The following is a 22,031-nucleotide window of genomic DNA, read 5'->3' as shown; positions in this document are numbered from 1 at the left end:
CCAATGAATGACTTTTACCCAGAAATCGAACCTTATAACAACTTTTTATTACCTGTTGATGAGCAGCACCAAATTTATGTAGAAGAGTGTGGTAACCCTAACGGCCAAGTGATTGTATTTATTCATGGTGGACCCGGTGGTGGCTGCTCAGCAAAAGATAGACGCTTTTTTAATCCCGAAAAATTCCGAATCATATTATTTGATCAAAGAGGGTGCGGGCGCTCTTTACCTCATGGTTGTTTAGATAACAATGAAACTGCTTATCTTGTAGAAGATATAGAAAAAATTCGCACAAAACTTTCAATTGATGCTTGGCATGTATTTGGTGGCTCTTGGGGATCGACCTTATCCCTTGTCTATGCACAGACTCACCCAAGCAAAGTTAAAAGCCTTACCTTAAGAGGTATTTACCTAGGTAGAGAGCATGATACAAACTGGACTTTTGCCGGTGGTGGTGCCACGCGAATTTACCCTGATTATTGGCAAGAATATTTAAACAGCTTGCCGCAAGGGGCTGAGCAAGGCACAGTACAATCGGCTTATGAGATTATGATAGGTGATGATAAAGAACTGGCCATGAAAGTTGCCAAAGCTTGGAGTATTTGGGAAATTCGCTGCTGTACTCTCATACCTGATCAAAAGTTTGTCGATGAAGCAACCGCAGATGAAAGAGCATGGACACTTGCACGCCATGAAGCGCACTATATGTTTAATCAATGCTTTTTAACAAGTGATCAAATACTGAATAATTGCGATAAAATTCAAGACATTCCTACGACAATAATTCACGGTAGATACGATATAGTTTGCCCATACGATAATGCATGGCAATTACATCAAAAGTTATCAAAATCAACCTTAATTACCAGTGAAGGCGCAGGACATTCCTCTTCAGAGCCAAATACCAAACACCATTTAATTAGCGCCACAAACGCACTCGTCGATTAAATGAATGATTAAATTGATAATCAATTAGAGCGGTAATCAAAAAAGCAGTGATATTATTTATCACTGCTTTTTTATTTTTTTAACATAGTTTTATAAAGTGACTATTTTACTTTATCTACAAGCAAAGCTTTAATTTCAGCAAGCTCGGCTTCAAGCTTATCTATTTGCGCACGACTAGCTGGTTCGCCACCTTCACCAGTTTCACCATGTTGCTCTGCACGAAATTTTTCATGCTCTTGCCCCATAACTTCTAGCACAGTACCAACCATCATGTTTAAAAACACAAAAGCCGTTAAGAAAATAAAAGATAAATAATATATCCAACTGATTGGGAAAACCGTCATGGTTTCATACATAACATCTGTCCAATCTTCAAATGTTGCCACCCTAAATAGCGTTAACATTGAAATAGACACATCTCCCCAAAGTACTTCATTAATGTTATGAAATAGCATGCTGCCAATAGCAGCATATATATAAAAAATAACAAACATTAATAATGCTATATAACCCATTCTTGGAATGGCTTTTAATAAGGCATTAATTAATAAGCGTAATTCAGGAACCATTGAAACCAAACGCAACACCCTAAATACGCGTAATAGCCTCGCGAGCAATACGCCAGTGCCGCCAGCAGGGATTAAACTACCAATGACTATAACAGTATCAAATATATTCCAACCATTTTTGAAGAACTGTTTTTTATTAGGGTAAGCTAAATAACGAATAACAATTTCAATTACGAAGAAAACCGTTACCGCTGAATCTAACATTGCTAATATTGCAATAGCATTTTCAGAAAGATTGTGGGTTTTAGCTCCAATAAGTAACGCCGACAAAATAATAACAGCGATAATAATCCCTTGAAAAACTTTACTGTTATCTATTTTCTTTAATCGTCGCTGTGTGCGAAATACCAAACTATTCATTTATCGGCGACCTAATGCAGCATCACTAACAAAAGGATTAGACTTTCGCTCTTGCCCAAAAGTACTCATTGGCCCGTGGCCAGGTATAAAGCGAACACTATCACCTAGAGGAAATAAATTATTTCGGATAGAGTTTATCAGTGTTGGATGATCACCACGAGGAAAGTCAGTACGGCCAATTGACCCCGAAAACAATACATCACCGACTTGCGCTAATTGGGATGGTCTATGAAAAAAGACAATATGGCCAGGCGTATGCCCTGGGCAAAAGTAAACTTCCAAGCTAATATTACCAAACGTAACTGTATCACCCTGCTGTAAAAATCTAGTAGGTGTAAAGCGTTTTGCATAGGAAAAAGCACCACCAAAACGTTGCTTTTGATCTTCAAGCATATCTATCCAGAATTGATCTTCCTTATGCGGGCCTTCAATGACCACATTATATTGGCTAGATAAATCATGGGTAGCTCCGGCATGATCAATGTGTGCATGGGTAATTAACACTTTCTCTAAAGTGAGGTTATGTTTTGTCAGAGCTTTTTTGATCTTTTCAATATCACCACCAGGATCAACTACGGCAGCTTTTTTCGTTTCTTCACACCAAAACAAGGTACAATTTTGCTCAAAAGGCGTTACAGGAATAATTTCAAACTGTAATTGACTATCGGGTGATTCTAAAGACATATAAAAACTATATTTTAATGAAATAATGTCGAGATTATATCAAAAGTCATTTACCAAGATAAATGACATTTTGTCAGTAAATGTATGTTTATTGCTTAAATTAGCAGCTAATGACTATATTTAGGCTTTCACTTGCTCTCTTAAATCGTTAAGCTTTACTTAACTAACTTCTAATAATAATTTTCTCTATGACTGCTACTTCTCGCGATTCTTTTAAATCTCGTCTCGGTTTTGTTTTAGCTGCTGCTGGCGCAGCAATAGGCTTAGGAAATATTTGGGGCTTCCCAACACAGGCTGCAAATAATGGTGGCGGTGCTTTTCTATTAGTCTATCTCATAGTAACGATTATTCTCGCTTTACCTGCCCTTTACGCTGAAATATATATAGGTAATCAATTTCAGCGCAACCCAGTAGAGTCGTTGAAACAAGCTTGTGGTGAAAAATTTGCTAAGACAGGTAAAAATGCTGGCTTAATAGGCCTAGTTGGCGCCTTAATGATGCTTAGCTTTTACACTATTGTAGCCGGCTGGATGTTGGCTCATTCGCTTTCTGCTTTAGCACTGCTATTTAATGCTACCGAATTATCAGAATGGTTAGCCTCTTCAAGTACTTTACGAAATGTTATTTTCACCCCTATTTTCATTCTACTTACTGCTGGCATCATTCATCAAGGCGTACATGGGGGGATTGAGCGTTGGTCTACTAGACTAATGCCTATATTACTAATAATGTTAATCGGCTTAATCATCTTTATTTTGCAACAAGAGGGTGCTTTAGAAGGGGTTAAGCTTTATTTAGTGCCTGATTTCAGTCAAGTGACGAATCCGAAACTTATCATTTCAGCCATGGGGCAAGCATTTTTCTCACTTGCTATTGGTGTTGGTTCAATGATGGTTTACGGCTCATACATTAAAAAAGATCAACAAATAGGTAAGTTGGTGGTATCCATCGCTGTCCTTGATACACTTATTGCCTTTGTCGCCGGCTTATTGATTATTCCTGCTCTTTTTGTTGCCCAACACGCAGGACAACAAGTTTTTGCTGACGGAAAACTCATTGGTGAAGGCCAGCTTATTTTTCAAATTCTTCCAGAGCTTTTCTCTTCCATGGGAACCATAGGTATAGTGGTATCATTTGCCTTTTTTGCGCTATTATCTATTGCGGCTTTAACCTCAACAATATCTTCCACAGAAGTACCTGTTGCCTATTTCGTAGAAGCAAAAAACGTATCAAGACAAAAAGCCACATGGTTAATGTCAAGCGCAGTTTTCATTGCAAGCATGGTACTTATCGCTTACTTTGAAGTACTCTTTGGTCTAGTTATTCAGGTACTAACGACCATATTGCAGCCATTAATGTCATTGTTTTATTTTATTGTCGTAGGCTGGTTATGGAAAAAAGGTAATAAATTAACTGACATTGCAACACTTAAACAAGACAACAGCTTAAAGTTACTTGGCTTTTATCTTCGTTATATTTGCCCTGTATTGTTAGTTATAGTCTTTATTAACATTGCTTTTTAAACCCTCACTTCGGCTTTAAACAACGCACCTTAAGAAAGGGAGAAACGCTCTTTTTACTTCCTTTCTTATATCAAACCTAATGTTTTACTAATTAAATACTTCCCTTCACTCACATCCATTTATAAATAAACCAAGTCCATAGTCATTTTTTGTGAGTTTTCATCGATAAATTAATATTTATTGTTATGTATCAGTCACTTTTTCATATTTTGACTATACTCAAAAAGGAAACTTATTTAATTAAGAATAATACGGGGCTTTACATCTGATGGTTTCATTTAAAACTCTACCCATTCGTATCAAAATACTACTCATTCCTATCGTAGGCACTATTGGTTTTTCCATTTACTTAATTACGAGTCTAGTGGCAATGTCACAAATTGTGAATCAACTAGATGACGCATATGCTGTTGAATACAAGTACTTAAAAACATCGGAGTTTGGCTTACTTTATTTAGACAAAATTAAAGAAACATTAAGTAGTGCTGTCACCATGGGAGAAACAGAACTACTAGATACATCTAATAATTATGCTGAAGAATTTAGAAACAAAATTAAAAACTCATATAGCATTAACCAAAACAACGCTGCTTTTTTAAAGCAATTGTTAGCTGATTTTAATGACTATTATCAGCAAGCTCATGGTTTATCTCAAGAAATGGTTGATGGCACCATGGACTTTAGCACCCTGGAAAGTAGAAGTGCTTCTATGGTCGATAAACTGAATGCCTTGCAAGACAAATTATCAAAATTTCAAAATGAAAAGAACCAATCCTTTAATCATGCTTTTGAATCGGTAAGTAGTAAAGTCGAGTCAACGTCAACTATTGGGATTATTATTGGCTTAGTCACCATTATCATCCTATTTACTACCTCATACCCTATTGCAAACTCAATTAATAAAAGCCTACAAAGTATTATTTCTTCGTTAAAAAATATTGCGCAAGATAATGGTGATCTAACAGTACGATTAACCACCTCAAATAAAGATGAAATTGGGGATTTGGTTTTCTGGTTCAATAGTTTTATTGAAAAACTTCAAAGCGTCATTAAAAATGTTGTCGATACTGCCGTGCCATTGGCTCAAACGGCAAATAACATTCAAAACTTGTCTAACGAAACAATCAGCTCATTTGAAAGACAAACAGAAAGTATCAATGCTTCTAAACATTCCGTTGAGGAAATGAGTCACAGTGTTCAAGCAATCACATCAAATGCTGCAGATGCAGTATCTTCAGCAAGAAATGCCAATGACGAAGCAAGCAATGGTAAGGATGTTGTCGATAAAACCGTCGTTGAAATAAGGCAATTATCAGAAGTTATCCAAGAATCTTCTGAAATTATTAATCAGCTTAACGATGATACTAACAAAGTTAATGTCGTGTTAGAGGTTATACGTGGTATTGCTGAACAAACCAACTTACTAGCTTTAAATGCTGCCATCGAAGCAGCAAGAGCTGGAGAGCAAGGACGAGGTTTTGCAGTTGTAGCAGATGAAGTGCGAAATCTTGCTTCTCGAACACAAGAGTCTACTCAGCAAATTAACCAAATGTTAGATCAACTGCAAAGTGCGGCGAGTAAAGCTGTGCATACTATGGAAAGCTCTATTAGCGGCGTTGAAAATAGCGTAAAAAGTGCTAATCAAGCGGGTGATAGTCTTCTTGAAATTACCAGTGCCATTAGCACGATATCTACAATGAATGATGAAATCGCTCATTCAACTCAACAGCAAACTGAAGTTTCAAAACTAATGGTTCAGCATGTTGATGACATTCAACAGTCTGCAGAAGATGCTTCGAACGCTTCTTCTGAAATAGCCCAAGTGAGTAATGAACTAACAGATCTCGCCTCAGAATTAGAAAAAATAGCATTACAATTTAAAGTGTAAATTAATAACATGAAACCATAGGTATTTACTGATGAAGAAAAAATTAGCGTTTACATCCTTAATGGCAGCTTTGATCGCTTTACCATCTCAAGCTGAAATAACCTTTAATGGCTTTGCTTCAATTGTTGCAGGCACAACAACCTCGAGTAACGACAATTTATATGGCTATGATGACACTATCGACTTTAAAGAAGGCTCAATCTTTGCTCTGCAGGCATCAAGTGATTTAGGAGAAGGCTTAGGTGTAACCATTCAACTCGCTTCAAAAGGTGCTGATGATTGGGACCCTGAATTTAAATGGGCTTTTCTCAGCTATGATGCTACTGACGAACTGCGTATTCTGGCAGGACGTCAACGTGCACCTTTTTACATGTATTCAGACTTTCTTGACGTATCGTATGCATATCCTTGGATTTCTCCCCCAAAAGGTGTTTATGATTTAGTCTTTGACACTTATGATGGCTTAAGTGCCATCTATTCCACCTCATTTGGTGAAGTGGATGCATCATTTCATGGTATCTACGGTAGGATTACCGATGAATTTACTGGTTTTGGCGACACCATAACCCCAGATGTTAGTGACTTAACTGGTCTTGCAACAACTTTTACTTACGATTGGCTAACGTTAAGAGCAAGTTATTTTATTGCCGATACAACTATGCCATTTTCTGACCTTGAAGGTTTAGCTCAGGGTTGGAGTCAAGCAGGCTTTGAAGATGTCGCTAATAATACCACTATTTCTGAGGACTCCTCTTCATTCCTTGAGTTAGGTTTTCAAATTAATTATGACGCTATAATTGTTGTTGGTGAATATACTAACCTTGAAATAGACAACTCACCATTAGCAGAAGAAGAGTCTTACTATGTGATGGCGGGTTATCAATTTGATAGTGTACTTGTGCATATCACATATGGTGTTGACGAAAATACAAGTGACATTTACACCTCTGATATACCTTATGGCTTACATCCCGATATTGATTTTCTAAAAGGGACAACAGAAGGCTTTTTAATGGGTCAGGAAACTGAAGAAGAATATGTCACTGTCGGGGTAAGGTATGACTTCCATGACTCTGCTGCTATTAAATTAGAATATACAGATTTTTCTAACAAACTTAATAACAATAATGATGCAGGGTTATTACGTGCTGCATTGGTTACAGTATTTTAAGGAGTATAAGATGAAGTTACCAACAAACATAATTACTCTTTTAGTTAGCTTAATTAGTTTTACTGCATTTGCGGATATTGCCGTAATAATCAACCCTAGTAATAACAGTGACCTAAGCAAGAGCGATATCAGTAAGATTTTTCTTGGCAAAAGCAAAACATTCACAAACGGTGAATCGGTTAAAGCTATTAATTTAAAATCTAGTAGCGCCGTGCGAGATAGTTTTCAGCAACAAGTACTCGGAAAATCCAAATCGCAAGTTAAGGCTTATTGGTCAAAATTAATCTTTACTGGTAAAGGTAAACCGCTAAAAGAGCTGTCAAGTGAAGAAGACGTTATCTCTTTTATTGCCTCCAATCCTAATGCAATTGGCTATGTAGATAGAAGTAAAGTGAATGACTCTGTAAAAGTCGTTAATTAAGAGCCACCTATACAACTAAAATTGAATACTAAGGCAATATGTTGCAGATATTGCCTTTTTTATACTTACTCCTCGAGAAGCTCTAGCGCTTCATCAACTAATTCTACTTGTTCTATTTTTTCAAAACGTGTCGATATTTTATCCGCTGATGTATGAATTTGTTTTACATCACTCGCAGCTTGATCAATATGCTTAGCTAAATTAGCAAAACGTCCTTTAAAGCGATCAAAGTCTTTTGATAGATGAGATAAATGGGCTTGTATGATATGTACTTGTTTGCGGGTTGCTTCATCTTTTAACACTGAACGAGCAGTAGTTAAAATCGCCATCAATGTAGTTGGAGAAGCAAGCCATACACGTTTTTTATTAGCATAATCAACTAAGTCATTTTGATGTCCATGTATTTCAGCAAATATGGCTTCAGCGGGTATAAACATAATAGCGCCATCAGCAGTTTCTTTATCGATTAGATATTTATCACTAATATCATTAATGTGTTTTTTAATGTCTGTTTTAAATTGCCTTAATGCGACCTTTCGCTCCAACTCAGCCGACTCATTATCCATCATTTTTTGAAAGCTCTCTAATGGAAATTTAGAATCAATCACAACGTTACCCGTGGGCTGTGGTAAAAATAGTATGCAATCTGCGACCTTGCCGTTTGACAAGGTATGTTGCAATTTGAAACTTTGCTCGGGCAGCACATTACGTAATAGTGCATTCAACTGTACCTCACCAAAAGCACCACGAGAGCGCTTATCAGCTAATACTTCCTGCAAACTCACTACATTACTCGATAATTCTGTAATTTTTTTCTGAGCGTCATCAATTAAAGCAAGTCTTTGCAAAATATCACTAAATGTCTTTGTGGTTTTCTCAAAGCCTTCTGCTAAACGCTTTTCAACTTGGCCACTAATATCTTGTAAGCGTTTATCTGTGGCTTGGGTTAAACCATCAATGCGTTGAGTCATTTGCTCACTTGATTGCGCTAACGATTTTGCTAACTCTTCTCTATTATCCTTTGCTGTATTGTTTAAATGATTAATAATTTGATCAAGAGACTGTGACTGGTTTTGATTTTGTTGATCTTTCTGCTCAGCTAATTGACGCAATAGTTTAATACGTAAATCAGCCATTTTTTGTTCAAACATATTGACCAAGACTAACTCTTGCTTTTGATGTGCCAGTAAAAAGCTAGATTCATTACTTTCTTTTAATTGTTTGATTTGCTTTGATATAACGTCATCAATATATTCCCCGTGGCTTACTTTTTGCTCAACCAATTGCGCTTGCAGTTTTGACAATTTGGCAATAATAATGAAACCTAGCAATAGAAAAAAACAAACAACAATGGCTGCTACTGGAAATAAAGGGGACTGAGTAATAGAAAAATCCATACAATGCTCTAATTGTTTTCAAACCAAAAGATACTGTTTATTATTACAGTGCTCGAACTATTAAAACACAGCTTTACTGCTACAGCCAAATATTTATCGAAATAACACGTATCTCTTAAACAAATATCCAAAAAATTGCACTTATCCTAACTGCTCAATCCTTTTCACACTGTGTTTGAGCGCTGGCAATATAACTTCAAGGATTTGTTGTCTTGCCGTTTGCGACATATGTGTACTGACATTTAGCGCGGCAATCACTTCGCCTGCCCCGTTATGAACAGGCACTGAAATGGAGGTTAAGCCCAGTTCAAACTCTTGCTCAACAATTGAATAGCCTTGTGTCCTAACTTGCAAGATATCCGCTTTGAGAGCGACTTTATCAACTAATGTATATTGAGTATGTTTGACTAAATCGCATTGATTTAAATATTCATCAAGTGCTGAATCAGATAATGAAGCAAGCAGCATACGCCCCATTGAAGTAGATATAGCGGGTAACCTTGTTCCTACATTTAAAGTTATCGACATAATACGTTTAGTTGTTGCAACGCGAGCAACATAAACAACGTCATTGCCATCAAGAACAGCAGCAGAGCACGACTCATTTAATTGTTCAACAAGTTGTTCCATGATGGGTTTAGCGTTATGCCAAACATCAACCGTAGAAAGATAGGCAAAGCCTAAATTAAGCACCTTAGCCGTCAATGAAAAAAGTTTACCTTCTTGTTTAGCAAAACCTTCATTAACTAAGGTAAGCAAAAAACGTCTTGTAGCCGCCCGTGTATAACCGGTAACACTTGCCACTTCCGATAAAGTCATCGCAGGTCGTTGTTGGTTAAACGCTTGAATAACTACCAACCCTTTTACTAATGATTGAACTAACTCCGTCGGTTTTATGTCTTCTGACATAGAAATCCCCTTCTACGATACAGCTTTTATTTAATTTTTTTGATCGTCATCATCTTTTACCTGTTCTATTTTTGACAATCAATTTACTGAGACTTACACTAATGTTCGACATAGTAACAAGTGTTCGCATTGCGCACAACTTGTTTTAACTAACAATAGATATTGAACATTCTTTATCTACACAATGAGTAGTGCAAATGATTGATAAAAACATCTCAAGCTGTGCCACAGCCGTTGCAGATATAAAAGATGGCGATACCGTAATGATTGGCGGTTTCGGTGAAGCGGGTAGTCCAATAGAACTTATCCATGCTCTTATAGACCATGGTGCAAAAGATCTAACCGTCATTAATAATAATACAGGGAGTGGGCGCGTAGGCTTAGCGGCACTTATCGAAAACAATCAAGTAGCTAAAATGATTTGCTCTTATCCACGCACCGCTAACTCTTTAGTTTTTCCCGAGCTATATCGTAATAATAAAATTCAATTAGAGTTAGTCCCTCAAGGCACTCTAGCCGAGCGTATTAGGGCTGGCGGCGCGGGTGTTCCGGCTTTTTATACTAAAACTTCTGTTGGTACACCGTTAGCCAAAGGCAAAGAAATTAGAAACTTCGACGGTCATGACTATGTTATGGAACGTAGCCTAAAGGCAGACTTTGCATTAATCAAAGCAAAATGTGCAGATCGATATGGCAACCTAATTTTCAATAAAACAGCACGAAATTTTGCCCCAATTATGGCGATGGCGGCAACGAATACCTTAGTACAAGTAAACCAAGTTGTAGCGCTGGGTGATATAAATCCTGAGCATGTTGTTACACCAGGGATCTTCGTTAATCGTATTATTGAAGTCGCTAACCCTCAACAAGAGTCTCAATTAGTCAAGGATGGGGTTGTTTACCCTCCTATGAACAAAGTAGCCGGGGAATAACCATGAATCAATCAGTATCAAAAGCAGCTCAAGAAAACGCCAAAAACGCTAAACCTGAGCGAGATATGCAACAAGTAGGTTGGAATAGAGAGCAAATGGCCAAGCGCTGCGCGCAGGACATTGAAGATGGAAGCTATGTTAACTTAGGCATAGGTATTCCAGAAAAAGTAGCCCAATACGTGCCCGATGGACGAGAAGTAATTTATCACACTGAAAACGGTTTACTAGGCATGGGAACCGCACCTAGTGAAGATGAATTAGATCCTGACTTAATTAATGCGGGCAAAAAACCCGTAACAGCAATTCCTGGAGCATCGTATTTTCATCACGGAGACAGCTTTGCCATGATTCGTGGTAACCACATCGATGTATGTGTACTAGGCGCAATGCAAGTATCAGCAAAAGGTGATTTAGCCAACTGGTCAACAGGTGCTGCTGATGCAATTCCTGCAGTAGGTGGTGCTATGGACTTAGTAGCAGGTGTTAAAACTATCTACATTATTACCCAGCACACCACTAAAAATGGGGAAGCAAAAATATTACCTGAGTGCACATTCCCGCTAACGGGACAAGGAGTTGTGAGTCGAATTTACAGTGACTTAGCGGTGATAGACGTGACCGCTCAAGGGCTAGTGTTAACAGAACTTGCACCTGAAGTAAGTTTTGAGTACGTACAAGCAAGAACAGGAGTTGAGTTAATCAATGCATTGGGCTAATCCCCTTGCTAACCAACATACCATTACACGCTATAAAAACGAGTATTAGTGCAGAATTGAGAAATTATCATGAGTAAAAGCGAACAATTATTTGAGCAAGCATTACAAGTACTGCCCGGCGGTGTTAGTCGAAACACTATTTTTAGAAAGCCTCACCCATTCTATGCAGAAAAAGGCGAAGGCTGCTATGTCACAGATATTGAAGGGGTTAGTCGAATAGACTTTGCCAATAACATGGCATCACTAATTCATGGCCATGCCTATCCTGCGATTGTAAATGCGGTATCAGAACAACTTACCAAAGGCAGTTGCTTTACCATGGCAACAGAAAGTGAAGTTAACTATGCACAATTGCTTTGCGATCGTGTACCAAGTTTTGACAAGATTCGCTTTGTTAATTCTGGCACTGAAGCTGTGATGGCAATGCTAAAAGCTTCCCGAGCTTATACGGGTAAAGCCAAAATAGCGAAAGTAGAAGGTGCTTATCATGGTGCTTATGATTATGCTGAAGTTAGCCAAACCGCTAACCCGTCTAATTGGGGCGACATTGATAAACCAAGCAGTATTCCTGTAGCCGTTGGTACGCCTGAAAAAGCCTTAGACGATGTAGTTGTTATCCCATTTAACGATATTGAACGCGCCATCAATATATTGAATCAACATAAAGAGGATATTGCCTGTATTTTAGTTGATTTACTTCCGCATCGAGTGGGTTTAATCCCTGCAGATAACGACTTTATTAATGCGTTATATCAATGGACACGTGATAATCAATCCTTATTAGTGTTTGATGAGGTAATCACTTTTAGAACGAACTTTGCAGGCGCCCAACAAAATTATGATGTCAAACCTGATTTAACTGCCATGGGAAAAGTGATTGGTGGCGGCTTCCCTGCTGGTGCTTTAGCTGGCAGCGACGACGTAATGAAAGTGTTAGATCCCACGCAAGAAAAAGTACTGCTACCACATTCAGGAACATTTTCTGCAAACCCTATCACAATGACAGCAGGTTATGCTGCTATGAAAGATTTTGATCAGGCTGCGGTAACTAAGCTTAATGATTTGGCAAAATATGCTAAGGAGCAAATAAATCAAGCAATTGCTGAGGTAGGAATTAATGCTTGTGTTACTGGTGCTGGTAGCATGTTTAGAATTCATCTAAAAGCTACACCACCAAATAACTACCGTGAAGCCTACATTAGTAAGCAAGAAAGTTTATTAATCAACAAGCTACTTGATCATTTATTTGATAACGGCATTATGATGATTAATACCTGCTCAGCCACCTTATCCACCGCAATGGGTAAAAAAGAAATAGATAGCTTAGTCGCATCACTTAAAGATGGTTTTGAGATGTTAAAGCCAGATATGGCTTAGCATTGACTTAAGTAGTTAAACATTAGTAGTTAAGCATTGAAAAATTATTAGCAATTAGCCAAAGTCATAAACTCAGGTTAATTGCCATAAGTTTTAGGAATTAAAGATGAAAGATGTATACCTGTGTGATGGAATTAGAACGCCTATCGGGCGCTATGGCGGTTCACTTGCCTCTGTGCGAGCAGATGATTTAGCGGCAATCCCACTAAAAGCACTTAAAGATAGAAACCCACAGCTTGATTTTAACCAAGTCGATGATGTCATATTGGGTTGTGCAAACCAAGCAGGTGAAGATAACCGAAATATTGCGCGCATGTCATTATTACTCGCCGAATACCCAATGGCTGTAGCCGGTACAACCATTAACCGCTTGTGTGGTTCCGGTATGAACGCTATTGCCATGGCAGCAAATAATATTAAAGCAGGCGAAGGTGATATTATCATCGCTGGTGGTGTTGAAGCCATGACTCGGGCGCCTTACGTTATAGGTAAGGCTGATAGTGCTTTTGGTAGAAGCCAGGAAATGTTTGATACCACGATGGGCTGGCGTTTTGTAAATAAAAAACTTGATAAACTCTATGGTACAGAAACGATGCCAGAAACGGCAGAAAACGTTGCTGAGCAGTTTAATATTAGCCGTGAAGACCAAGATAAGTTTGCTTTTTGGAGCCAGAGCAAAGCCAAAGCCGCCCAGGAAGATGGCCGCTTAGCAGAAGAAATAGTACCTGTAATCATCCCGCAACGACGCAAAGAAGACATTGTTTTTGATAAAGATGAGCATTTACGCCTAACCCCACTAGATAAATTAGCGACGCTTAAAAACCTATTTCGTGAGCCAGGCACTGTAACCGCAGGGAATGCATCAGGTATTAATGATGGTGCAGCAGCAGTGATTGTAGCATCAAAAGAAGCCGCATTAGCTAATGGCTTAACGCCAAAAGCTAAAATTGTCGGCTCTGCAGTTATAGGTATAGAGCCACGTGTAATGGGCATAGGACCTGCGCCAGCCAGTGAAAAACTATTAAAACGTTTAGGTCTTTCTATAGATGATATGGATATTATTGAGTTCAATGAAGCGTTTGCCGCACAAGCACTAGCGAGCGCAAGAGAGCTTGGCATTAAAGATAACGATGAACGTCTAAACCCTCAAGGTGGCGCAATTGCTTTAGGTCATCCTCTTGGCATGAGCGGCACCCGTATTGTGCTGTCTGCAATGAAACAATTAGAACGCTCTGATAAACGCTATGCGCTTTGTGCCATGTGTATAGGTGTTGGGCAAGGCATTGCCATGGTTATCGAAAAAGTATAAGTAACCTAAGCTCGGCGTAAGTAAGGCAAAACATAACCAGAGAAAGATAAGAGAAAAGAGAAACATAAAGAGTATTACTGCTTGTTTTTCTCTTTATTATCTTTCTCTTTTCTTTTTCAGATCATCAGGTTACAAACAAGCAGCGTGACTAGAGGCTTTTTCCTAAATATATATTAACAAAGCGAATACTTCTTGAGCCCCATTTCCTATACCAGTATTCATTGAAGTTAAATCGTTTCTTCGTGTACAAACTTTCCTTGTTGTAAAAAAGATAACACCTGCTCTATAACCTTATCATTTCTCATCATAAATGGGTGAGTAACCGGCAATGTAATATGATCGGCCATGCCATCAATTTTTGTATTCTCAACAGAGACTTTACCATCATCAGGTTTTGGCAACATGGTCGATAAAAAAGGGTTAACGCTGCGTGTACCGGCAATAATTCCTACTTCAAAGTTAACCGCACCTAAACGCTTAGGCAATCCAATTTCAGCAGTGCCCAATTGTACGCTAGCTGGGCCATTTATTAGCTTAAACATAGAAATATTTTTTAAAAAATCTACCACCTGACTACCTTGATTCGGCGGCCCTAACATCACCACTCGCCCTAAGTTTTCAATATTATGCTGACTTAAATATTGCCTTACCAAAATACCGCCCATCGAATGGGTAACAAAATGAATAATATTATCTTTTCGGCACTGAGATAGTGCTTGGCTAATAGCATCTTCTGCTAACTTCTCTACACTAAACTTTGTCGAGGGGTAATTATAATTAACCGTGTGATAACCTTGCTGCTGTAATATGGCTTCTAGTTTTCTTAATGAAATTTCGCTGCGCGCAAGGCCATGAAGCAATATCACAGAGGCATTTTTATTTTGCTGAACTATACACGACTCTGACATTAGCACCTCACTCTCAATTAGCTTACTTTTCAACATAGCGATTAACCCACCGATGATATACCACAATACCCATAGATTAAATTGCACTTTTACAATTTTTTAACAAAAAAGTGAGATATATGTGAAAGGGCTTTATTAGCAAATACACTTAAGAAACATCAGCAACCTTCAAGGGTATGCCGAATATTATTTATGGCCTTAATAAGGTGCTGCTTAAAAGCAACAACACGCGCATTTTGCTTTAACTCTGGATGTATGAGCACCCATAAACCTAAATCGAAGTCGGCTTTAGGTTCAACATACCGCGCTAATAAAGGTTCAGCATCACCAATAAAACAGGGTAAAAATGTGACTCCTAAGCCTGCTTTAACCGCGGATAATATCGTTAAGGCATCATCACTACTAAATAAATGTGTTTTTTCTTTACACGATTGTTTGGTCCACGTGTCATGAAAATGACAACACTTTGCGCCTATCCATTCAAAGGGCTCGCTTGTTTGACTAAGCTCTTTTAAATAATCAATATTGCCATAAATGGTCGAAGCTACGGTAACTACTCGCTTACCAATAAGCATTTCAGGCGGAGTATTAGTTAACCGAATAGCAATATCTGCCTCTCTATTGGTTAAGCTCACTGCCTCACTCGTTGAGGCAACATGTAAATCAATATGTGGGTGAGTTTTACAGAAACTTGAGAAGATTGGCATTAAAATGCCTGATGACATACTACTAATGGTCGTTATCCGTAATGGACCAACAAGAGAATCTTCTTTACCGACAAGCATGCCATCAACGCAGGTAATCTCGCTTTCCATACGCTTAGCAGCTTGCTCTATTTTAGCTCCTTGCACTGTTAATTCGTAAGCATTGTTTGTCCGTTTTAGTAAGCTAACTCCTAAACTGTGCTCTAACGCTTTAATACGCCTAGAAACTGTAGAATGTTGTACATTAAACTGTTTAGCTGCACCGCTTATAGTACCGCAACGAGATACAGCGAGAAAAAACTTTAAATCATCCCAATTCATAGCTTCCTTCCTACTGTGCATCTATGCACACTCAGTGTCATTTTTTCAATAATTGTTAATGAGTAAAATACAACCTAAGCTCTTTATGTTGATATCAGCTGGCAATCACTTAAAAGCAAATAGCACTCGATGATTAAATGCAGCAAAGCGGTACTACGTAATAAGCACAACACAATGCGTACAAAACAATACGTACAAAACAATACGTACAAAACAGAGTATAGTCGTGATTACTCTGGCTAGAGTAAGAATAGTGGCAATTATCGAAATTATAAGGATTCATACATGGATAAAGGATATTCTTTAAAACATCATCCAAGGAAGGAAATACGATGATTACAAACTTTACTCCTTGTGAAGGAGGGTGTGCATGTGGCTATGTTAGATACACAATTAGTTCACCTCCTTTCATTATTCATTGCTGTCATTGTCGCTTTTGTCAAAGACAAACAGGTAGTGCCTTTGCCTTAAATGCCCTATTTGATGCCACAAGTGTCAACATAATTGCGGGTGAAGTGAAAGAGGTTATGACCCCCTCGCCAAGCGGTAGAGGTCAAGTTATTGCACGTTGCCCAAGATGTGAAGTCGCCATTTGGAGTAACTACTTCATGGGTGGAATAAAAAACCTTATTCGCTTTATTCGCGTAGGTACTTTAGATGAAGCAGCTCTATTTCCACCCGATGTACACATTTATACTGAATCAAAGCAGCCTTGGCTGCAGCTGGCAAAAAATAGCCCACAATATGAAAAGTTTTACGATTTTAAAGCAGTATGGTCAAAAGAAAACGAAGCAAAAAGACAATCACTGTTAACAAAAGCCATTGGTGATAAGTAAACTAATCAATTAACTCATCAAGGCATAGGGAGTCAACATGAAACGGGACAGCCTTGATAGTGTTATTAAAAGCAATGATATCGACATTATACATTTAAACGATGATCACAAAGATCTCTTCAATTACATAGCTAGATTAAACAAAATAGCTAAGCAACCTAAAGACTATGATTACGCAATTATCATATTAGAAAGGCTTATTTCATTTTTTGTTGAGCATGTCATTAAAGAAGAGTTATTGTTACAAAAGTACTTACCTGCACATGTAGTAAAAGAACATGCGTTATTACACCAAAATGAATTGACGCAGCTTGATAATAGTTTGCACTTATTACAAACAAATTTAAGCTCTAGCAATATACATACAGTTGTAGCAAAACTTGAAAGAGAGTTTACCAATCACATTTGCCGTAGTGATCGAAAAATAATGCAAGACTTAATAAAGTCCCAAAAGAATATGCAGCATTATCATTAATAAAACTAAATAAGTTTTAACTTGAACTATCAGATTTTATTAATAAGATTCAATCAAATCTGATAGTCGCATATGTGCCATTTTCAGTTCATTAATGAACCATAGTCAAATATATCTATAGGGCAGTAGGTCATTGATAATATTTAAGAGATATAGGCAGGCCTTAGTTATGCGTTCTGTACGTTGCCAGAGGAAACTCAACGGCTTGACGAATTTGCGGGTGAAATGAAGCGATCTCCTCGAAGAATAAAAAGTGAGCAACCTTCAAGCGATGAAGTCGTTTGAAATGTTCATCTTTCAAAGATGTTTTCGCGATAAGATCGGTTATCACCGCTTTATAGTCTTTTTTGTCGACACTATGAGCGGCGAGTTTTAAATCCAGCGCCAACATCAAAGCATCCCGACCATGGGGATAGCCTTGTAAATCTTTTGGACGCTGAAAGGCGGGATCGGCTAATGCCTCTAGTACTTTATCAAAGGTATAGCGCTCTAATTTACTATAAATGATCCCAGGATAAGTATTCTCATGGAGATAAAAATTGAGTTCGGTCTCAGTATAATCATCTGGTGTACCGGCAAGGCATGCTTCAAAGCTAAACAAACTAAAACTCATGTACTGAACAATATCAAAAATATCTTCCATAAAGCGCTTACCAAATTTTTCACAATATACTTCGGTGAGGTGGTGTCGCTCAAACGGAGTCAATTCATTAATTTGTGCGCTAACTGTAAAAGGAATATCTTGAAGCGAACTAGTGGATGCTGCTATCGCATCAACTCTTTGGGTATCCGCAGACTCGCGCTCCATCTTAGCGTAATAGGCATCAACCAAGGTCAACGATTGTTGCTTCAGCATATGAACGTTATCGACAAAACTGTTTTCGGCACTGACATAAGAAAAGATGTCATCAATTCTTGTTAGCGGCGGCACCAAAGACTGTAACGCTTGCTTAAGTTCACCACAAGTTTTTGCCCTTTCATTGTATTCGTTCTTCAGCACTTGACTTTGAAACGCATCATGTTTTAGTTGATCTTGTAAGTGTAAGGGCAATGTAGAATCAGGATGTATTCGAAGTTTCTCAATGTGACGAGGGGGAATAGACAATGCTTTTAATTGGTCTACAATAGGTCGTTCAAGTATGGCTGCATAGCCTGCCAACATACGTTTTTTGGTAAATGGTATAGATACGATATCAACTCGAAAGCCGTGCTCAACCAATAATGCCATCATGGCCTTTTGGGTGTCCGTAAACTCACCCACCTTCCTATTTATTGTATCAAAAACAATCATATTGAGCGGGTTAAAGATAAAATCAGTGTGCTGAAGATTAGGTTGAGAGAGAATTAAACGCATTGCACTTAGCGATTCAATCTCGATCGCCGCTTGCAATGCTGTTTGTAGATTGTTGTGTTTGGTATAAATCGGTGTATTGGTAAAATCAAAACTCGACAGCAATTTCTTTAAAACCTCATTGCTTGCGCCCGAGCGGACTGCTTGAGTAAAGAGTAAGTGACTAGTAGGATATTGTGCGGCAATACTGTCAACAAAACTTAATGGCGCAGTTGCTAGAGTATGGCCAATTAAAACGTCTGGCGTCCAAAGCTGTTTGTTTTTCCCACGTCGAAACAGAAAACCGCGTTTACTACTGTTTTGTCTAAAAATACGTGTTGCCTGAATGGTTTGTTCAATATCGTAATCCGTCGCGGCATCAGATACATCGCGCAGCAGATTGGCTGCACTTGTAAATAGATCAATTTCTTCTTGAGTGAGCCTATTTGGTGGGCGTTGGAAGTGCTGCTTTTCAATGGCCAATTGAAGTCGTTTCAAATTAAATAATGCTTCAAAGGTTTTAAAGTGTCCTTCACTTTGGAGTAGGAACACAGCATCTCTAAGTAAATGGTTATCAGCTATAACATTGAGTTCATCGTTAATCGCGCTCTTTACGACTTCGAGTCGCTCCCATACTTCTGCATTTTCTACTTCACATTGGCTGTATGCTTCACTTGCCGCATAGATTTGTATTGCGTTGTCCAACACTGTCTCTGTGTGAACAAGTGTTAATTGATCATTTAACGGGGAGTATTTGTCTGCCGTGATACTTCGCTCTTCAGTAACGATATTTGTTGAGTCGATATAAAGCGCGTTCTTCTCCTCTAGCGCAAAGAAGTGCGTGCCAATAATAATGACAACTAAGCCCAGAACAGCAGCACCGATGATACGTCTTTTATATTGCATATAGTCCTTTAAAGTCGTCAAGCAGTCACATAAATTATGTTTGAGGCATTCTACCGTAATTTCATTAAATCGGCTTCAAGTCTTTAAAGTATTATGTGTGAACCATGAATGACCGTTTTAGTCCGTGGGGCCTAGGAAGACTAGAACCTGTTTAAATGTCAGTTAATTGCTCATAACTGCCAGTCAAGTGAAACCTACCCTATTCATCAAAACTGTAAGACTAGCGTTACTACAAATAAATACCAATCTCTTTATTTAACCATGCCTTAATTAAGTGTGATGAAATTGAGTCTTGGCTACTCATTTTATATTGTATAGATGAGGCCGAGTTTTTATCAACATTAGTAGAATTACTCGGGCTATTTAACTGCTCAGTGTTGATAACTCTTTCATTAACTTTAAATGAGGCAAGTTGCTCTCTAGAAAACCATTGTGCATTTTCCAAACTGTCTTGGCTTACATCAATTTTTTCACTGGTAGCAACAGCCACAAAGCCTAACATAATAGATGCGGGAAACGGCCAAGGCTGAGAGGCTACATATTTTGGTTTTTCTACATCAATATTTGCTTCTTCTTTGACTTCTCGAATTACCGCCTCTTCTAAACTTTCACCAGGATCAACAAAGCCAGCTAAAGTTGAATACATTCCTTCAGGCCAACTTGCTTGTCTGCCTAATAAACATCTTGGAATACCATCAGCAAACATTTTTTCAACGAGCATGATCACCGCAGGATCTGTGCGTGGAAACGTTAAGTTTCGACACTCAGTACATTTTCTGGCATGACCTGCCTCCGTTGAGCGATTAACATTGCCACATTGACCACAAAATTGATGACTTTTGTGCCAATGAACTAACCCTTTGGCCAGTGCCAAAGTGGCTGCATCATCAGAGTTTAATACAGCAGTGACTTCTCGTAACACTTGCCAGCCCCCTAGTGATTCAAGCGCTTGCTGGGTAGAAAACCGTAAATTATTATAATCAACAGCAAATACTGAGCCCCTTTTACCTTTTCCTAAATAAATACATTGATGCACCGTTAACTCAACTAATAACTGCTTTGGTACAAAATAAGGCGTTAAAGAACCTTCAAGATTGAAAAAGCTCATACCGTCATTAATTAAGCAAAAAACAGTATCTTGATGAGAAAATTCTTTTTTTAACCAAGATAAATTTTTGCGTTGATTGCTGCACCTATCAAGTGGCATAAGGCTATAGGTTAAGCTCATGAGCTTTGCTCCTTTAATTCGTTTGCCCATTGAATTGACCATTGCCCTAGAGGAAAGATTATTTCAATTAAGCTTTGTCCTTGAGAGGTTAATTGATAACCCGTCTCTTTCAGTTCAATAATATGAAGTGCTTTTAGTTCTTTCAAACGAGTATTTAATAAGGTTGGCGAAATTTGTTCACAACGCTGTTGCAGTTCTCGAAAGGTTGCTGCGCCTTGCTGTAAATTCCAAATAATACCCAACGCCCACGTTCGCCCTATTAAGTCTAGTAATGCCATAATTGGCTTACCTGTTTTAGAGCCTCGTACTTGTTTACCTGGTTGTGGAATACTCATAAATTGTATTGAACATATAAATTATTTTACAGAGCATGCTACAGTATCTGTAGCACAATACAATAAATAAAATTTGAGTATTTTTAGACTAATAAGCAAAAAAAAGCTAACGTTAACTTTTGCTAACGTTAGCTATAGAGATACTTTAAATGAGAGTTCCTGTTTAATTTACTGTGCTTTAACAAATAGTTAAGGATTTACTGTCTAATCCCTTCAATATGTAAAGCCATATCAACATGTGTAGATGCTGGACCTAAATTATACGTAATACCATAGTCAGATAGCTTCAAGCTTGTAGTGCCTGAAAACCCAACTCGGTAGCCACCCCATGGATCATTACCTTCACCAATTTTTTCAACATTAAAACTGATACTTTTAGTCACTCCTTTCAAAGTAAATTCACCCGTTACCACAGCATTTTTTTCATCGGTGAAAGTAATATTTTTACTAACAAACTTTGCGTTAGGAAATTTATTCACATCAAGGAAGTCTTTCCCTTTTAAATGCTTATCACGCTCTGCGTGGTTAGAATCAATACTTGTAACGTCAATATCAATGGCGATTTGAGATTCATTTGGTTTTGCAGCATCATAATTAAAGTTTCCATCAAAGGTATTAAAGCGACCAAGTAACCAGCTATAACCTAAATGCTTAATTTTAAATTGTACAAAAGCATGAGCACCTTGCACATCCACTTTATATTGCGCTGCATACGCAGTGTTATTTATTCCGATAAAAACTGAAAAAGCAAGTAAACCGCTTATTATCATTTGTTTATTCATTA

Annotated in this window: 21 protein-coding genes; 11 read left to right on the top strand and 10 right to left on the bottom strand. The window is 38.1% G+C overall.

The features are described 5' to 3' along the window. Window positions 1-3 precede the first annotated feature (3 nt). Window positions 4-948 (top strand): prolyl aminopeptidase, encoded by a 945-nt coding sequence (gene pip / locus EPA86_RS16310; protein WP_140605459.1) that lies wholly within the window; start codon window positions 4-6, stop codon window positions 946-948. Window positions 949-1,049: 101 nt separating this feature from the next. Here the strand turns inward: pip and EPA86_RS16305 are convergent, their stop codons facing one another. Then, a complete protein-coding gene (locus tag EPA86_RS16305; RefSeq protein WP_140605458.1) occupies window positions 1,050-1,877 on the bottom strand; it encodes an ion transporter in 828 nt (275 codons plus the stop codon). Further along, on the bottom strand, window positions 1,878-2,561 hold the full coding sequence (locus tag EPA86_RS16300; protein WP_140605457.1) for an MBL fold metallo-hydrolase: 684 nt from the start codon (window positions 2,559-2,561) through the stop codon (window positions 1,878-1,880). It abuts the gene before it with no gap. A 188-nt stretch (window positions 2,562-2,749) separates the two neighbouring features. On the opposite strand from EPA86_RS16300, the gene EPA86_RS16295 reads away from it, so the two are divergent. From EPA86_RS16295 to EPA86_RS16280, 4 genes are all read left to right on the top strand, one after another. Next, a complete protein-coding gene (locus EPA86_RS16295) occupies window positions 2,750-4,084 on the top strand; it encodes a sodium-dependent transporter (protein WP_140605456.1) in 1,335 nt (444 codons plus the stop codon). Between the two features lie 268 nt (window positions 4,085-4,352). Next, window positions 4,353-5,972 (top strand): methyl-accepting chemotaxis protein, encoded by a 1,620-nt coding sequence (locus EPA86_RS16290; RefSeq protein WP_140605455.1) that lies wholly within the window; start codon window positions 4,353-4,355, stop codon window positions 5,970-5,972. Window positions 5,973-6,003: 31 nt separating this feature from the next. Continuing rightward, window positions 6,004-7,143 carry a porin gene (locus EPA86_RS16285; protein WP_140605454.1) on the top strand — a complete coding sequence of 380 codons (1,140 nt, stop codon included), beginning with the start codon at window positions 6,004-6,006 and terminating at the stop codon, window positions 7,141-7,143. A 10-nt stretch (window positions 7,144-7,153) separates the two neighbouring features. After that, window positions 7,154-7,564, top strand: a complete 411-nt coding sequence (locus tag EPA86_RS16280) for a type 2 periplasmic-binding domain-containing protein (protein ID WP_140605453.1) — start codon at window positions 7,154-7,156, stop codon at window positions 7,562-7,564. A 65-nt stretch (window positions 7,565-7,629) separates the two neighbouring features. On the opposite strand, the gene EPA86_RS16275 is transcribed toward EPA86_RS16280, so the two are convergent. Then, window positions 7,630-8,961: a DNA recombination protein RmuC gene (locus tag EPA86_RS16275; protein WP_140605452.1), complete on the bottom strand. Its 1,332-nt coding sequence runs from the start codon at window positions 8,959-8,961 to the stop codon at window positions 7,630-7,632. Window positions 8,962-9,102: 141 nt separating this feature from the next. Next, window positions 9,103-9,870: an IclR family transcriptional regulator domain-containing protein gene (locus EPA86_RS16270; protein WP_140605451.1), complete on the bottom strand. Its 768-nt coding sequence runs from the start codon at window positions 9,868-9,870 to the stop codon at window positions 9,103-9,105. A 197-nt stretch (window positions 9,871-10,067) separates the two neighbouring features. Between EPA86_RS16270 and EPA86_RS16265 the strand changes: the two genes are divergently transcribed. From EPA86_RS16265 to pcaF, 4 genes are all read left to right on the top strand, one after another. After that, entirely contained in the window at window positions 10,068-10,802 is a 735-nt protein-coding gene (locus EPA86_RS16265) for a 3-oxoacid CoA-transferase subunit A (RefSeq protein WP_170309683.1), read from the top strand. Between the two features lie 65 nt (window positions 10,803-10,867). Beyond that, on the top strand, window positions 10,868-11,518 hold the full coding sequence (locus EPA86_RS16260; protein WP_140605548.1) for a 3-oxoacid CoA-transferase subunit B: 651 nt from the start codon (window positions 10,868-10,870) through the stop codon (window positions 11,516-11,518). Window positions 11,519-11,587: 69 nt separating this feature from the next. Next, window positions 11,588-12,895: an aspartate aminotransferase family protein gene (locus tag EPA86_RS16255; protein ID WP_170309681.1), complete on the top strand. Its 1,308-nt coding sequence runs from the start codon at window positions 11,588-11,590 to the stop codon at window positions 12,893-12,895. Between the two features lie 106 nt (window positions 12,896-13,001). Then, window positions 13,002-14,204 (top strand): 3-oxoadipyl-CoA thiolase, encoded by a 1,203-nt coding sequence (gene pcaF / locus EPA86_RS16250; RefSeq protein ID WP_140605449.1) that lies wholly within the window; start codon window positions 13,002-13,004, stop codon window positions 14,202-14,204. A gap of 227 nt (window positions 14,205-14,431) precedes the next feature. On the opposite strand, the gene EPA86_RS16245 is transcribed toward pcaF, so the two are convergent. After that, window positions 14,432-15,148 (bottom strand): PGAP1-like alpha/beta domain-containing protein, encoded by a 717-nt coding sequence (locus EPA86_RS16245; RefSeq protein WP_342777403.1) that lies wholly within the window; start codon window positions 15,146-15,148, stop codon window positions 14,432-14,434. Window positions 15,149-15,270: 122 nt separating this feature from the next. Beyond that, the gene (locus EPA86_RS16240) at window positions 15,271-16,137 is read right to left on the bottom strand and encodes a LysR family transcriptional regulator (RefSeq protein ID WP_140605448.1); all 867 of its coding nucleotides are present in this window, start codon (window positions 16,135-16,137) and stop codon (window positions 15,271-15,273) included. Between the two features lie 332 nt (window positions 16,138-16,469). On the opposite strand from EPA86_RS16240, the gene EPA86_RS16235 reads away from it, so the two are divergent. Together EPA86_RS16235 and EPA86_RS16230 are read left to right on the top strand one after the other, a co-directional pair. Next, window positions 16,470-16,973, top strand: a complete 504-nt coding sequence (locus EPA86_RS16235) for a GFA family protein (RefSeq protein WP_140605447.1) — start codon at window positions 16,470-16,472, stop codon at window positions 16,971-16,973. Between the two features lie 37 nt (window positions 16,974-17,010). After that, window positions 17,011-17,448 (top strand): hemerythrin domain-containing protein, encoded by a 438-nt coding sequence (locus EPA86_RS16230; RefSeq protein WP_140605446.1) that lies wholly within the window; start codon window positions 17,011-17,013, stop codon window positions 17,446-17,448. A gap of 163 nt (window positions 17,449-17,611) precedes the next feature. Here the strand turns inward: EPA86_RS16230 and EPA86_RS16225 are convergent, their stop codons facing one another. The 4 genes from EPA86_RS16225 to EPA86_RS16210 all read right to left on the bottom strand — a co-directional run bounded on the left by EPA86_RS16225 (window position 17,612) and on the right by EPA86_RS16210 (window position 22,017). Further along, on the bottom strand, window positions 17,612-19,705 hold the full coding sequence (locus EPA86_RS16225) for a hypothetical protein (RefSeq protein WP_140605445.1): 2,094 nt from the start codon (window positions 19,703-19,705) through the stop codon (window positions 17,612-17,614). A gap of 208 nt (window positions 19,706-19,913) precedes the next feature. Continuing rightward, window positions 19,914-20,912: an NAD(+) diphosphatase gene (gene nudC / locus EPA86_RS16220; protein ID WP_140605444.1), complete on the bottom strand. Its 999-nt coding sequence runs from the start codon at window positions 20,910-20,912 to the stop codon at window positions 19,914-19,916. Beyond that, on the bottom strand, window positions 20,909-21,247 hold the full coding sequence (locus EPA86_RS16215; protein ID WP_140605443.1) for a winged helix-turn-helix transcriptional regulator: 339 nt from the start codon (window positions 21,245-21,247) through the stop codon (window positions 20,909-20,911). Before EPA86_RS16215 ends, nudC begins: the two co-directional genes overlap by 4 nt. 197 nt (window positions 21,248-21,444) lie before the next feature. Next, on the bottom strand, window positions 21,445-22,017 hold the full coding sequence (locus tag EPA86_RS16210) for a YceI family protein (protein ID WP_425462580.1): 573 nt from the start codon (window positions 22,015-22,017) through the stop codon (window positions 21,445-21,447). Window positions 22,018-22,031: the final 14 nt, after the last annotated feature.

Origin of the sequence: Litorilituus lipolyticus, from assembly GCF_006439335.1 — a bacterium.
In the GTDB taxonomy this organism is placed as follows: Bacteria; Pseudomonadota; Gammaproteobacteria; order Enterobacterales; family Alteromonadaceae; genus Colwellia; species Colwellia lipolytica.
Note: the sequence above shows the minus strand (reverse complement) of the source record. Positions and strands in the feature narration are given on the sequence as shown.